General features: G+C 61.8%; 9 protein-coding genes. 2 read left to right on the forward strand and 7 right to left on the reverse strand.

Annotated features, from left to right (window positions below; translation table 11 throughout):
• The first annotated feature begins 4 nt into the window (after window positions 1–4).
• A complete protein-coding gene (locus RYH70_RS19970; RefSeq protein ID WP_026948362.1) occupies window positions 5–1,303 on the forward strand; it encodes a serine hydrolase domain-containing protein in 1,299 nt (432 codons plus the stop codon).
• Window positions 1,304–1,343: 40 nt separating this feature from the next.
• Here RYH70_RS19970 and RYH70_RS19975 read toward each other — a convergent pair whose 3' ends face one another.
• Window positions 1,344–2,207, reverse strand: a complete 864-nt coding sequence (locus RYH70_RS19975) for a metal-dependent hydrolase (RefSeq protein WP_022994697.1) — start codon at window positions 2,205–2,207, stop codon at window positions 1,344–1,346.
• 408 nt (window positions 2,208–2,615) lie between these two features.
• Here RYH70_RS19975 and RYH70_RS19980 point away from each other — a divergent pair, with 408 nt between their 5' ends.
• Entirely contained in the window at window positions 2,616–3,611 is a 996-nt protein-coding gene (locus RYH70_RS19980) for an IS110 family RNA-guided transposase (protein WP_080530207.1), read from the forward strand.
• 186 nt (window positions 3,612–3,797) lie between these two features.
• Here the strand turns inward: RYH70_RS19980 and RYH70_RS19985 are convergent, their stop codons facing one another.
• From RYH70_RS19985 to RYH70_RS20010, 6 genes are all read right to left on the reverse strand, one after another.
• A complete protein-coding gene (locus tag RYH70_RS19985) occupies window positions 3,798–4,541 on the reverse strand; it encodes a glutathione peroxidase (RefSeq protein ID WP_022994696.1) in 744 nt (247 codons plus the stop codon).
• A 130-nt stretch (window positions 4,542–4,671) separates the two neighbouring features.
• Entirely contained in the window at window positions 4,672–6,093 is a 1,422-nt protein-coding gene (locus RYH70_RS19990) for an efflux transporter outer membrane subunit (protein ID WP_022994695.1), read from the reverse strand.
• Between the two features lie 16 nt (window positions 6,094–6,109).
• On the reverse strand, window positions 6,110–9,199 hold the full coding sequence (locus RYH70_RS19995) for an efflux RND transporter permease subunit (protein ID WP_317009569.1): 3,090 nt from the start codon (window positions 9,197–9,199) through the stop codon (window positions 6,110–6,112).
• Entirely contained in the window at window positions 9,196–12,276 is a 3,081-nt protein-coding gene (locus tag RYH70_RS20000; protein ID WP_317009570.1) for a multidrug efflux RND transporter permease subunit, read from the reverse strand. The genes RYH70_RS19995 and RYH70_RS20000 overlap by 4 nt, the downstream gene beginning before the upstream one ends.
• Window positions 12,273–13,505 (reverse strand): efflux RND transporter periplasmic adaptor subunit, encoded by a 1,233-nt coding sequence (locus RYH70_RS20005; RefSeq protein WP_317009571.1) that lies wholly within the window; start codon window positions 13,503–13,505, stop codon window positions 12,273–12,275. The genes RYH70_RS20000 and RYH70_RS20005 overlap by 4 nt, the downstream gene beginning before the upstream one ends.
• A gap of 269 nt (window positions 13,506–13,774) precedes the next feature.
• Window positions 13,775–15,217, reverse strand: a complete 1,443-nt coding sequence (locus RYH70_RS20010) for a catalase (RefSeq protein ID WP_284455352.1) — start codon at window positions 15,215–15,217, stop codon at window positions 13,775–13,777.
• Window positions 15,218–15,358: the final 141 nt, after the last annotated feature.

Consider the following 15,358-nt stretch of genomic DNA (forward strand, 5'->3'; position numbering starts at 1 on the left):
CACCATGTTACAAAGCCTCCGTTACGGCTTGGCGGCCACGGCCCTGTTGATCACCAGCCAGAGCCATGCCGACACACCTCAACTGCCGCCACCGGAAAGCACCACTTTGTCCAAACTGCAACTGATGCAGGGCTTCCCTCCACCGCCGGACAAGCTGGTCACCCAGGCTAATTTCAACCGTTTCCCCAATGGCCGCTGGGCACTGCATCACATGCGCGAACTGCAACCCTCACGGGGCATCGCCCGCGATCCGCTGGCGGATGTGGCAAAGTTGAAGTACAAGGACCGCGGTCTGGGCGATCTCCGTTTCGACGACGGCAGCGGCCAGACCACCACCGTTTCCGAATGGCTTCGCGACACCTATACCGACGCTTTCATCGTACTGCACAAGGGACGGGTGGTGTACGAGACCTACGCCGATGGCATGGATGATCAGGATCAGCACATCCTGTGGTCCGTTACCAAATCAGTCACCGGCTTGCTGGCCGCCGACATGATTCAACGTGGCGAGCTGGACCCGGACGCCACCGTGGCCCATTACGTGCCGGAACTGAAAGACAGTGCCTGGGGTGACGCCACCGTACAACAGGTACTGGATATGACCGCCGCGGTGCGTTACCGCGAGGACTACAAGGACTTCACCTCCGACGTTTACCGCTACGCCTTCTCTTCCGGCATTCTGCCAAAACCGAAAAACTATCAGGGTCCGGCTTCCCTTTATGAATTTCTCGCCAGCCTGACCGAGAAGAGCGGCGAGCACGGTAAGCAGTTCACCTACCAGACGGTGCAGTCGGAAGTGGTGGCCTGGATCATCAGCAAGGCCTCCGGGCGGGACTACACCGACCTGCTGTCCGAACGTATCTGGAGCAAGCTGGGCGCCGAACGGGATGCCTATGTTCTGGTGGATCCCCACGGCACACCGCTGGCCGGCGGCGGCATGAACGCTACTTTGCGCGACCTCGCCCGCTTCGCCGAAATGGTGCGCCGCAAAGGCCATTACAATGGTGAGCAGATGGTCAGCAAGGCCGCCATCGAGGACATCTTCAAAGGTGGCGAGCGATCCAAATTCGAGGGCGGTGGTCTGGATTTCCGTCGGGGGCAGTCCTATCACAATCAGTGGTATCAGACCCACAACGACCATGGTGCCTTACAGGCCGCCGGCATCCATGGCCAGATGATTCATATCGATCCGCAAGCGGAACTGGTGGTGGTGAAGTTCTCTTCTCACCCGGTGGCCAGCTCCAGCTTTACCTATACCTCCACCACGGCGGCCCTCGACGCCATCACCGAAGCTCTGCAATAACGACGATGGCCGGCGGCAACTCCGCCGGCTATTTTTTGCTTTAGCCGACGCCCTGAAGCTCTGGACGATCAAGCATCCGAGACAGCTTTTTCAGCGCCTGTTCACGTACCGCGCGGCTGTCCTTTTTTTCCGGATGGAAAGATGGCTTGTAATACGCCACATAGGACCGTCCGAGGCGCCGGAGCCAACCCGGCCGGCCGAACAACCAGTTCAGCCCGTTCCCCACGGAACGAAGATCCCGTTTATCGTCCATACCCTGACGCAACTGGATATAGTGAAAAATGGTGAAGCCGATGAATTCCACCGTGGTCAGCGCCATTTCCGAAGTGCGAATCCAGTAGCTGCCGACCTGATCCGCGTACACGTCGTAGGCCACCGCCTTATGCTCACTTTCCTCCACCGCGTGCCATAGCCAAAGAGGCAGCATGCGTTCGTCCATGCCTTCGAGAAACTCCGGGTTTTCCAGAATCAGTTCCGCCAGCATGGCGGTGAAATGCTCCAACGCGCAGGTCTTTGCCAATTGCCGCTCCGGAGACAGGTTCTTGGCGATCCACTTCATGCCGTTGTGCACGAAGTCATGGACCTTGCGGGTCGGCACGCCCTTTTCTTCCATGAAATCATTGAACGCTTCGTGCTCCTTACCGTGGTGCGCCTCCTGGCCGATGAACCCTTTCACCCGCTCGCGCAGATCCGGATCGGAGATTTGCTTTTGATAGTGGCGCACGGCGCGGACGAAGAAACGTTCGCCCTCTGGAAAGGTGCAGGATAAAGCCGTCAGCAGCGTGGTTTTGAATTGATCGTCGGCGAACCAGTAGCGCGACATGGACGGATCGAACTGGAAATCCATACGGCGCGGCTGGATGTCGCTGGCGTTGGTGCGCATGGCGGTCACTTTGGCGTTCATGCCCGGTCTCCCGATGAACTTCTCGAATGGCCTTCACTATGCGATCACGGCGATTCGGCACGCCAGTGCCGCTTGTGCCATTTTGCCCTGCCCGGAATGCCAAAAACGGCCTGGCGGACGCCGGGCGCCAGCCGATCAGGGTCCATGAGCGGTGCTACGAAGCCCCTTGTATGTTGCCCCGGAAGATATTGATAGGGTTTAACACGGTTACCGGGGAGGCCGTTCGCTCCTGGAAGCAGCGTGGTCTGACTTCGTCTGTAGAGCGGCTCCCCGCCTCATTGCTCACTCCGAAGGGTATCCCGAAGCCCACCAAGGGACTTCGTATCCACAAGGTCGGTAGTGGCAAGCAGTGCGAGGTCGGGGAACCGGTGCCCATTGTCTCTAATCAATGACCTGGGGTGAAGTGACGTGTCAGTTAATGTGGGCTTGGATATCAGTGCTTACAGCGTGGATGCCGTGATTCGGCAAGGCGACAAGGCCTCTCAGCCCAAGCAGTACAAACAGACCGTGGAGGGGCACGCGGCTCTGATCTCACAGCTGAAGAAGGCCAAGCCGGCCCTGATCGTGATGGAAGCCACGGGCATCTATTATTTCGATCTGGCGGTGGCACTGGCCGACGCGGGCCTGCCGGTCGCGGTGATCAACCCCAAGAGTTTCCGCCATTTCGCTGAGTTGAAGCTGCAGACCAGTAAATCCGACGGCATCGATGCGGATCTGTTGGCCGAATACGGCCAGCGTATGGCCCCGGCGCTGTGGACGCCGCCCGATCAGCAGCACCAGGCGCTGAGAAGCTTGGGACGACAGATCAACCGGCTGGTGGGCAGCCGGGCTCAGGCTAAGAACCGGTTGCATGCTCTGAAGGCCACCCGCTCCACTCCGGCTCTGCTGATCGAGGATGAGCAGGACGGCATCGCCACTCTGGAGAGCCGTATTGAGCGGCTTCGCCAGGCCGCCCTGGAGCTGATGGCCGAGGCTCCCGTACTGCAGCGTCAGTATGAGCATCTGTTGGCGGCCAAGGGTGTTGGAGAGGCGACAGCCTTGTCGGTCCTGGCGGAGTTGTGCGTGCTGCCACGGGATCTGAAGTCCAGTCAGGTCAGTCGGCATGCGGGGTTGGATGTGCGTCAGCACCAGTCTGGAACCAGTGTGAACCGGCCTGGACGCATCAGTAAGGCGGGCAATGTTTACCTACGCTCCGCCTTGTATATGCCGGCGCTATCGGCGGTGCGCTATGATCCCAACGCCAAGGCGTTCTATGAGGCTCTGGTGGCGCGGGGCAAGAAGAAGATCCAGGCTCTGGTAGCGGTGATGCGTAAATACCTCACCGGCCTGTGGGCCTGTTTGAAGACCGATACCCCATTCGATTCATCGCGTTTATTTCAGCCTCAAGGGCTTCAAAACGCTTGATATCGAACAGGGTATCTACAGCGGCTCCGTAGCCCTTTCGATAGGAAACGGTTTCAGACTGATAAGTGAATGGGGCTCACCGCAAAAAAAGGCCGGCGGGGAGCCGGCCGAGGAAGGGGAAGTCACTTGGGGAAAACAGTGGGCGCGCGTCCTTGTGCGCCGCTACCCGGTGAGCGCGGGTAAGGGTCAGGAAACGGCGGCCGCCAGCCACTGTTCCAATTCATCGGCGCCGCCAATACGTTCGCCTTCAATATAGACCTGCGGGGTGGTACCGGCGCCGGTCACCGCCGCCAGAGTGCTGTAGCTGAGGCCACGGCTGCCCAGCTCGATTTCCTCGAAACTGTAACCCGCCTCTCGCAGCGCGTTCTTGGCGCGGGCACAGTGCGGGCAACCCGGTTTGCTGAATACCGTCACCCGCTTGGGCAACGCCGCCTCGCCATTGATATAACCCAGCATGGTGTCGGCGTCGGAGACTTCGAACGGGTCACCGGGCTGGTCCGGCTCGATGAACATCTTATCGATCACGCCGTCCTTCACCAGCATCGAGTAACGCCAGCTGCGGGAACCGAAACCCAGCTCCTTCTTGCCCACCAGCATGCCCATCTTCTCGGTGAACTCGGCGTTGCCATCGGGAATAAAGCGAATGTTCTCCGCTGCCTGGTCGCCAGCCCAGGCGTCCATGACAAAGGCGTCGTTAACGGACAGGCACAGAATGTCGTCCACGCCATTGCTTTTGAACACCGGCGCCAGCTCGTTGTAGCGCGGCAGGTGAGTGGAGGAGCAGGTCGGCGTGAAAGCCCCCGGCAACGCGAATACCACCACCGTCTTGCCCTGGAACAGGTCCGTGGTGGTCACGTCCCGCCATTCATTGCCTTCCCGGGTGCGGAAGGTGACTTCCGGAACACGCTGGCCTTCCCGATTGCTCAACATGGACACTCTCCTCGTCTTTCATTCATTACGTCTCTGATAGACAAGGAGCATAAGGACAGAGTCTTAATTAATAAAAACGTTTGCCTCTATTTTTGCCATAGCCCTTCACTATGCGAACACGCCTGGCTGGCTATTCGCCGGGTTCAGGGCGGGCTATACGCTGGATCACCGGGTCATCCAGGTCCCAGCCGCCGCCTATGGCGGCGGCCAGTTCCGCCGCTGCCTGCAATTGCTGGCTGGTGATGTCCAGGCGTGAGCGGCGCGCTTCCAGGGTGAGATTCTGCGCCGTGGCCACCTCCAGGAAAGACACCATGCCGGCACGGTAGCGGTTGGTGATGACGCTTTCATTCTGTTCCGCCAAGGCCAGCAGCTCATCCTGCTGTTCCGCTTTCTCGCGAAGAATTTGCATCGTCGCCAGGGCGTCTTCCACATCGCGCAGACTGTCCAGGACGGTCTGTCTGTAGTTCGCCACCTGCTCATCGTACTGGGCCACCGCGATATCGCGGGTGGCGCGCCGGCGGCCACCATCGAACAATGTCAGCGCCAGTGACGGCCCCACCGACCAGATTCGTTGCGGCGCATCGAACAAGCCCGAGAAGGTGTCATCCTGCAAAGCGCCATAGGCGCTCAAGGTGAGATCCGGCAACCAGGCGGTCTGGGCCACGCCGATCAGCGCATTGGCCTGGGCCACGCCCCGTTCCGCCACCACCACATCCGGGCGGCGCGCGATCAACACCGATGGCAGGGCCGCCGGCAGTGCCGGCAACAACGGCAGGTCATCGGTGGCGGCGATGCTGAACGACACCGGCGCCACGCCCAACAAGGCCGCCAGCGCATTTTCTTCCTGGGCTCGTTGTTGTTGCAGATCATAGAGCTGCGTGCGCAGAGACTGGCGCTGGGTTTCCGCCTGGATCACATCGGACCGGGACACGATACCGGCGTTGTACTGATTGCGAGTCAACTCCGCCGAGCGATCGTATGCCGCCATGGTCAGTTCGAGAATATCGCGCTGGCGATCCAGCGCGCGTACCCGAACATAGCCCTGCACCACCGCTACCTGAAGGGTCAGTCGGGCAGCGGCGATGTCGGCGGCGCTGGCGGCCAGACCAGCACGCTCCGCTTCCACCTGGCGCCGCACCCGCCCCCAAAGATCCGGCGCCCAGCTGATATCCAGACGGCCACTGAACAAGTTGCCGGGATCGGTATCGCTGCCGCCGCTACGAGTACCGTTCACGGACGCGTCCAGTCGCGGGCTGTACTCACCACGGGCCAGACGCCACTGCGCCTCGGCGGCGCGGAAACGGGCTTCCGCCTGGGCCAGGGTTTGGCTGGCCTGATCCGCGCGCCGGATCAGATCGGTCAGCACTGGATCGTCAAACGCTTCCCACCAGGTACCCTGGGCCACCCAGGGTTGCTCCGGCATGGTTCGCCAGCCATCCTGGTATTGGAATCGCGCCGGAATGGCACTCTCCGGCGTGCGATAGTCCGGTCCCAGGGTGCAGCCGGCAAGGGCCAGCAAGCACAACAGGGAAGTGGCGGATAGACGCATCATTACAGGCCTCTTCTCTTCATACCGACTCCAGAGGGTTATCACCTGACCGGCGGCGCAGGGTGCGCTGGCGCAATGTTTCCAGATACAGATAGATCACCGGCGTGGTGTACAGCGTCAACAGCTGACTGAACGCCAAACCGCCGATGATGGTAATCCCGAGCGGCTGGCGCAGCTCTGATCCTTCGCCGAGTCCCAGTACCAGCGGCACCGCGCCGAGCAGACCGGCCAGGTTGGTCATCAGAATCGGCCGTAATCGCAACAACGCCGCCTGACGGATCGCCGCCAGCGGGGCCAGGCCATCCCGGCGCTGCGCTTCCAGGGCAAAGTCGATCATCAGAATGGCGTTCTTCATCACGATGCCGATCAGCAGGAACAATCCCAACAGCGCGATCAGGCTGAATGGCGTATCACTGATACGCAGCGCCAACAAAGCGCCAATACCGGCGGAAGGCAAAGTGGAAAGAATGGTAAGCGGGTGCAGGGTGCTTTCGTACAGCATGCCCAACACCATGTACACCGCCAGCAGTACCGACAGAATGAGCAGAGGCTGACTGAGGTTGCCTTCGAAATTGGGCCGGTCGGAACCCGGCCCGGCATACACGCTCGGCGGCAGCATGATGTCGTTGAGCGCCTTCTGGATCGCTTCTTCCGCCTGTATCGGCGTGACCCCGGGGGCCAGCGCATACCCTATCCCCGTGGCGGCGAACTGAGAGTCGTGGCGAATGCGGTCGTTGGTCAGTCCGTATTCCCAGGTCGCGAAGGTGGACAGCGGCACGCGCGCGCCATCGTCGGTCAACACTTCCAGTTGCTCCAGTACCGAAGGTTGTTCGGTGTAGCGCGGCAATAACTCCATCACCACCCGGTACTGGTTCAATTCATCGTAGAGCGTGGCCACCTGCCGCTGGGAAAAGGAGTTGTTCAACACCGACGCCACCGTCGCCATGTCGACCCCGTGCACCCGCGCCGCTTCGCGATCAATATCCAGTACCACCTGTTGCGCTTCCTCGTCACCGGCGGAGTCCACGTCCACCAGTTCCGGCAGTTTCTGCATCGCTTCCGATGCCTTGCGTGACCAGATATCCAGCAACTCCAGGGAATCCGAACGCAACACCAACTCATAATCACTGCGACTGAACCCTCCCGATAGCCGGATATCCTGATCCACCATCAGAAACATCATGCCACCGGGAACATGAGGCGCCTTGGCCCGCAGCCGGTTGACCACCTCTTGAGCCGACACCCCCCGTTCCGCCAGCGGCTTGAGGTTGATGGTGAGCTGGGCATTGGTGATACCGCCATCGCCACCGCTGGTGCCGGTAACGTCCTGCACCGCCGGATCGTCCATGATCAATTGCCGGAACACTTCGATCTTCGGCTGCATCAACTGGAATGAAAAACCGTCGTCACCGCGGACGAAGCCGCGAATTTGTCCGGTGTCCTGCGGCGGTAGCGTGGTTTTCGGGATCGCCACATACAGCCACACATTGACCGCCACCACCGCCAGCAAGGTAAGCAGGGTAATCAGCCGATGACGCAACGCCCAGTCCAGACTGGCGGCATAGGCGTGTTGCAGGGAATGGAACGCGGCCTCACTGCGCCGGGCCAGGGCCGAGGGCGCGCCGGTGGCTTTTCCCCGCAACCAAAGCGCGCACAGGCTGGGAGTCAGGGTTAGCGAGACCAACAGGGAAATCAGCATCGCCGCCGCCAGGGTAATGGAGAACTCGCGGAACAAACGCTCGACAATGCCGCCCATGAACAGGATCGACACGAACACCACCACCAGCGCCACATTCATCGCCAGCAGTGTGAAGCCCACTTCGCCAGCCCCCTTGATCGCCGCCTGCAACGGCGGCAGCCCGTTCTCGATATGCCGCTCGATGTTTTCCAGCACCACGATGGCATCGTCCACCACCAGTCCGGCGGCGATGATCAACGCCATCAGCGACAGGTTATTGACCGAGAAACCGTAGAAATACATGACCACGAAGCTGCCGATCAGGGACACCGGGATCGCCACGGTGGGAATCAGCGCGGTACGGGCACTGCCCAGAAACAACCACACCACCATGACCACCAGGGCCACCGCGATCAGCAAGGTGATTTGCGCTTCACGCAAGGTGGCGCGGATCCCCGGCGAGCGGTCCATCACCACCGCCAGTTCACTGTCCGCCGGCATCAGGGCACGCAGCCCCGGCAAGGTCTCACGGATGGCATCGATGGTTTCGACGATATTGGCGCCGGGCTGCCGGCTGATCATCATGATCACCGCCGGGTGATCATTGTGAAAACCGCTGCTGTAGCGGTTCTCCACCGAATCCGACACCTCGGCCACGTCCTCCAGCCGCACTACCGCGCCATCCTGGTGACGAATCACCAGCTTGCGATAGGCACTGGCCTTGCGCAGCGGATCGCTGGTGCGCACTTCCCAGCGATGGTCGTCATTTTCCACCAGACCCAGCGGCTGCAACGCATTGGCTTCGTTGATGGCATTGCGAACGTCATCCAGCGCAATGCCATACTGCAGCAGCGCACCGGGATCCAGTTGCACCCTCACCGCCGGCAGCGACGCACCGCTGACACTGACTTCACCGACCCCGCTGATCTGCGACAGTTTCTGCGCCAGAATCGTAGCGGCGGCATCGTACAGTTCGCTCGGCGCCAGATTCGGCGAGGACAACGCCAGGCCCATCACCGGCGCCTGGGACGGGTTCACCTTGCGATACTGCGGGTTGCCGGGCATACCCGAAGGCAACTGACTGCGCGCCGCATTGATCGCCGCCTGCACGTCGCGGGCAGCGTCATTGAGATCACGCCCCAATTCAAACTGCAGCATGATCTGCGTGGCACCCTGATTACTCGACGAAGTGATCGAGATGATGCCGTCGATACTGCCCAGCGCGCGTTCCAGCGGCGTCGCCACGGTGGCGGCCATGCTTTCCGGACTGGCCCCGGGCAGGCTGGCGGAAACCGTGATAATCGGGAAATCCACCTGCGGCAACGGCGCCACCGGCAACAGGCGCCAGGCCAGCAGACCGGACAGCACCACCGCGACCGCCATCAGGACGGTGGCGATGGGCCGTTGAATGAACGCCCGCGCCGGGTTCACGGGCCCGCCCCACCCTGGTCCACCACCGGTGACCGGCGGCCCGCCAGCCGGTCGAAGAACAGGTACACCACCGGTGTGGTGAACAGTGTCAGCACCTGGCTCACCAGCAGGCCGCCGACCATCACCAGGCCCAGCGGTTGCCGCAGCTCGGCACCGGAGCCGCTGGCCAGCATCAGCGGAATGGCACCGAACAACGCCGCCAGCGTGGTCATCAGAATCGGCCGGAAACGCAACATGGCGGCACGATGTATCGCCTGCCGCGGCGGCATCCCCTGATTACGCTGCGCCTCCAGGGCGAAGTCCACCATCATGATGCCGTTCTTCTTCACCAGGCCGATCAGCAGTACCACCCCGATCACCGCGATCAGGTCCAGCGCCCGGCCAGTAAGCAGCAATGCCAGCAAGGCGCCGACGGTGGCCGAAGGCAAAGTGGAAAGAATGGTGATCGGGTGAATGGTGCTCTCGTACAGAATACCCAGCACGATATACATGGTCAGAATCGCCGCCAGGATCAACCACAGGGTATTCGACAACGAAGCCCGAAAGGCTTCCGCCGCGCCCTGGAAACGGCTTTCCACTTCCGTCGGCAGACCGATCTCCTGCTGTACCCGTTCGATCGCTTTCACCGCCCCGCCCAGGGACGCGTCCGGCCCCAGATTGAAGGAGATGGTGGCCGCCGGAAACTGCCCCTGGTGATTGATCAGCAGCGCCGCCGGGCGCTGGGTGACGCGGGCGACGCTGGACAACGGCACCGGCTGGCCGGAGGCGGTGGGTACATAAGTGGTCTGTAACGCGGACAGGCCCTCGGCGTGCTCCGGGTCCACTTCCAGAATCACCCGATACTGATTGGCCTGGGTGAACAAGGTGGCGATCTGTCGCTGGGCAAAGGCGTTCTGCAGCGCGCCGGCAATGGCGGAGACACTGACCCCAAGGCGCGCCGCGGCATCACGGTCGATATCCACATACGCCTGCAGGCCGTCGTATTGCAGGTCCGAGGCCACATCCGCCAGCTCCGGTTGCTGCCGCAGCGCCTCGATCAGCAGCGGCACCCATTCGTTGAGGGTGGCGCTGTCCGGGGTGGTCAGCGTGAACTGGTACTGAGTGCGGCTGACTCTGTCCTCGATGCTCAATTCCTGCACCGGCTGGAACCAGGCGGTGATCCCTTCGACCTTCTCCGCCCGCTCTCGCAGCCGGTCCATCACTTCGAAGGCGGAACCGTCGCGCTCTCCGTGGGCCGGCAGATTGATCAGCATGCGGCCGCTGTTGAGCGTGGTGTTGGTGCCATCGACACCGATGAACGATGACAGACTGGCCACGCCCGGATCCTCCAGCAACGCCGCCGCCAACGCTTGCTGCCGTTCCGACATACGGGCAAACGATGAGGTTTGCGGACTCTCCGTCACCACCTGAATCACGCCGCTGTCCTGTACCGGGAAGAAGTCTTTTTGCACCAGCAGGTACAACACCGCGGTCAGGGCGATGGTGCCGAGCATCACCAACATGGCCAGGGGCTGTCTTTCCAGCACCCAGTCCAGCGCTTGGCCATAGCGGCGAATGACGCGGTTCATCAACCCCGGCGACTGCTCGTCATGGCCGGGCGGCTTGTCGAGCATGCGCGCGCTCATCATCGGCGTGAGGGTCAGCGACACCACCAGGGAGATGACGATGGCCACCGCCAGCGTCACCGCGAACTCATGGAACAGCCTCCCGACCACGTCCCCCATGAACAGCAACGGGATCAATACCGCCACCAGGGAGAAGGTCAGCGACACCAGGGTAAAGCCGATTTCCCCGGCGCCCTTCAAGGCCGCCTCCATTTTCGAGGCGCCCTGTTCGCGGTGCCGGGCGATGTTTTCGAGCATGACGATGGCGTCATCGACAACGAAGCCGGTGGCGATGGTCAGCGCCATCAGCGACAGGTTGTTGATGGAGAAGCCGGCCAGATACATGAACGAGAAAGTCCCGACCAGGGACAGCGGCACCGCCACGCTGGGAATGATGGTGGCGGGAACATTGCGCAGGAAGGCGAAGGTCACCAGCACCACCAAAGCGATGGCGAACACCAGTTCCTTCTGCACATCCCGCACCGAGGCGCGGATACTTTGGGTGCGGTCGGTCAGCACCGTCACGTCCACCGAGGCCGGCAGGGTATTGATCAGTTGCGGCAGCAACTCGCGCACACTGTCGGCCACGTCGATGACATTGGCGCCGGGCTGACGCTGGATATTGAGCAACACAGCCGGTTGGGTATCGGCCCAGGCGGCCAGGAAGCGATCCTCGGCGCCGTCGACGATGGTGGCCACGTCGCCCAAGCGCAGGGGTGCGCCGTCGATCCAGGCAAGAATCAGTTGCCGGTAATCCTCCACCGAACGAATCTGGTCATTGGCGTCCAGCAAAGTGGAACGTTGCGGACCATCGAAGCTGCCCTTGGGCTGATTGGTATTGGTGGCGGCGATGGCACTGCGCACGTCCTCCAGATCCAGGTCATGGGCGGCCAGGGCCATGGGATTGATCCGCACACGCAAGGCCGGCCGCTGGCCGCCGGCCAGGCTGACCATGCCGACACCGCCCAATTGAGCCAGCTTTTGCGCCATGCGCGTATCCACCAGATCGTACACATCCGGCAACGGCAGCGTGTCCGAAGTGATCGCCAGAGTCAGGATCGGCGCGTCGGCGGGATTCACCTTGCGATAAATCGGTGGCGTGGGCAGGTCGCTGGGCAACAGGTTGTCGGCGGTGTTCAAGGCCGCCTGCACTTCCTGTTCGGCCACCCCCAGATCCACCTCCAGGGAAAACTGCAGGGTAATGACCGACGCCCCACCGGAACTGGTGGACGACATTTGTTTGAGCCCCGGGATCTGCCCCAGGCTGCGCTCCAGCGGCGCGGTGATGGTGCGCGCGGTGATATCCGGCCCGGCGCCCGGCTGGAAGGTGAACACCTGGATGATCGGGTAATCCACCTGCGGCAACGCCGCCACCGGCAACAGCCGCCAGGCCAGCAGCCCCGCCGCCAGCAGCGCCACCATCAGCAGCGAAGTCGCCACCGGGCGCAGGATGAACGGCCGGGACAGGCTCATGGACGGCCGCCCTGACCACCACCGCGGCGACCGCCGGTGGCGCCTTCACCGGCTCCGGCCGGAGCAACCGGCTGGCTGTCGCCTTCCACCAGGATCACGTCACGGCCATCACGCAGCCTTTCCATGCCTTCCAGCACCACCACCTCGCCATCGGCCAGCCCTTCACTCACGGCGATACGGTCACCGTCCACCGGCCCCAGGGTGATGGGCCGCAATTGCGCCTTCTGGTCTTCAATCACATAAACATAGGTGCCTTGAGAGCCGTATTGCACCGCGTCGGTGGGAATGGTCACCGCGTCCGGCAGGGTCCGCAGTTGCAAGCGCACATTGACGAACTGATTCGGGAACAGTTCGTTTTTCTCGTTGGCGAATTCCGCCCGCAAACGCAGGGTTCCGGTGGCGGTATCAATGCGATTGTCCAGGGTGGTGAGGCGGCCGCTGGCCAGCAGGGTGGCGCCATTGCGATCCAGTGCCTGAACCGGCATTGCCGCGCCCGTGGCGAAGGCATTGCGCACCGCATCCAGTTGCGTCTCCGGCACCGTGAACACCACCGAAATGGGCCGCATCTGGGTGATCGTCACCAGCCCATCGGTGTCGCCGCTGCTCACCAGGTTTCCGGCATCCACGTTGCGCAGGCCGAGCCGGCCGTCGATGGGCGCTTCGATACGGGTCCAGGACAGCTGCAGGCGGGCATCGTCGACTTGCGCCTGATTCGCCTTCACCGCGCCCCGCAGCTGATTGACCAGCGCCTGCTGCTGGGTCAGTTGCTGCCGGGCGATGGAGTCTTGTTTATAAAGCGTTTGGTACAGCGCCAGATCCTGCTCGGCGCCGGCCAGTTCCGCCTTGTTCTGCTGATACTGCCCCTGGGCCTGAGCCAGCTGCACCTGATACGGATCCGGATCGATCTCCGCCAGCAGGGTACCCTTGCTGACTTCCGCGCCTTCCTCGAACAACACGCGGGCCAGTTCCCCGTCCACCCGGCTGCGCACGGTGACGGTATTCAGCGGCGTCACCGTGCCAATGGCCTTGATCTGAACATTGAGGTCACCGGCTTCGGCATTCACCACCCGCACCACCACCGGACCTTCCCAGGCGTTGCGCGGCATCGGTCCGGTGGGTGTGGAGCTGGAACGGGATAGCAGATACCAGAGCCCGCCGAGCACGACGATGAGCAGCACCGCCCAGGCCAGGCGAGATCGGGACAATGGAACGGAACGAGTTTCAGACATGGAGTCGGCACCGGCACAGGGTCAATCCGCCGGCGATGCCGACGCCGCACTCGGGCGAGCACGGACACCAGAGACCTCACCGGGCAGGGCGATCAGATGATAACGACTCGCATTCTAGAGAGCGCCTTCCCGCGCGCGCAACCGCGTCCGCGGGAATCCACATTTAATGCACAGTTCCGTAAGGAATGTAAGGCGATGACGCCGACAAGCCTCGCGGCCCGTGAGCAGCTACTCCGCTCACAAGCCGCGATGGGCTGACACCCGGCGTATCAGCGACTCAGCCCCAACGCCTTGGCCACTCCTGCGGCATAGGCCGGATCGGCTTTCTCGAAGTGCTCAAGCTGCCGGCGCACGATCTCTTCCGGCACTCCGTCCATGGCGCGGGCGATGTTGCCGAACAGGCGCTCCTGCTGTTCCGGTGTCATCAGCCGGAACAGGTCGCCGGCCTGGGTGTAGTCGTCATTGCCTTCACGATGGTCGTAGCGATCAGCGTCACCGCTGATGTTCAGCGGCGGTTCTCTGAACGCCGGATCCTCCACCGGACCGCCAAAGCTGTTCGGCTCATAATTGACGCTGCCGCCACCGTTACCATCGAAACGCATCCGGCCATCCCGGTGATAGCCATGCACCGGACAGCGTGGCAGATTCACCGGCAGACTCTCGTAGTTAACACCAAGCCGGTAACGGTGCGCGTCGGCGTAGCTGAAGATACGGAACTGCAGCATCTTGTCGGGGCTGTGGCTGATCCCCGGCACCACATTGGCGGGGCTGAAACTGGCCTGCTCCACCTCGGCGAAGTAGTTTTCCGGATTGCGGTTCAGAGTCAGTTCACCGATCTCGATCAACGGATAATCGCCGTGCGGCCAGACCTTGGTCAGATCGAACGGGTTGTAGGGTGTGTTCTCCGCCTCCGCTTCCGGCATGATCTGCACGCACACACGCCATGCTGGGAAATCCTTGTTCTCGATGGCGTTGTACAGATCGCGCTGATGGGATTCACGGTCGCCTCCGACGATCTCTCCGGCCTCCGCATCGGTCAGGCATTCAATGCCCTGTTTGGTCTTGAAGTGGAACTTCACCCAGAACCGCTCGTTGTTCGCGTTGATGAAGCTGTAGGTGTGAGAACCATAGCCGTTCATATGCCGATAGCTTTTCGGCAGGCCCCGGTCGGACATCAGGATGGTGACCTGATGCAGGGATTCCGGACTCAACGACCAGAAGTCCCAGGCCGCGGTATTGGAACGCATATTGGTACGCGGGTCGCGTTTCTGGGTGTGGATGAAATCCGGAAACTTGTAAGGGTCGCGCACGAAGAACACCGGCGTATTGTTGCCGACCAGATCCCAGTTGCCCTGTTCGGTGTAGAACTTGAGGGCGAAACCCCGCACATCACGCTCGGCGTCGGCGGCGCCACGCTCACCGGCCACGGTGGAAAAGCGCAACAGCACGTCGGTTTCGGTGCCGGGCTGGAACACCTGTGCTTTGCTGTACTGAGTAATGTCACCGGTCACCTTGAAAGTGCCGAAGGCTGCCGACCCCTTGGCGTGCACCACCCGCTCGGGAATCCGTTCGCGGTTGAAGTGGGCGTGCTTTTCGAACAGTTGCCAGTCTTGCACCAGCAGCGGTCCACGCGGACCGGCCGTCAAGCTGTTCTGATTGTCCGCCACCGGAATCCCGGCGCTGGTAGTCAGGGTCTGCTTCTTCTTACTCATGATGCCTCTCCTTGGGTTCAACCTGGGGGGTTAACAGACCCTTCGAGGTTACGACGAACGGAGTGACAAAACGAACAGTGAGACAGCATGAGATTAATAGATCTTTTCGATCAATGGCCTTTATTTCATAGTGGACAAGTA

It is taken from the genome of Alloalcanivorax xenomutans, from assembly GCF_032810065.1.
Lineage (GTDB): Bacteria > Pseudomonadota > Gammaproteobacteria > Pseudomonadales > Alcanivoracaceae > Alloalcanivorax > Alloalcanivorax xenomutans.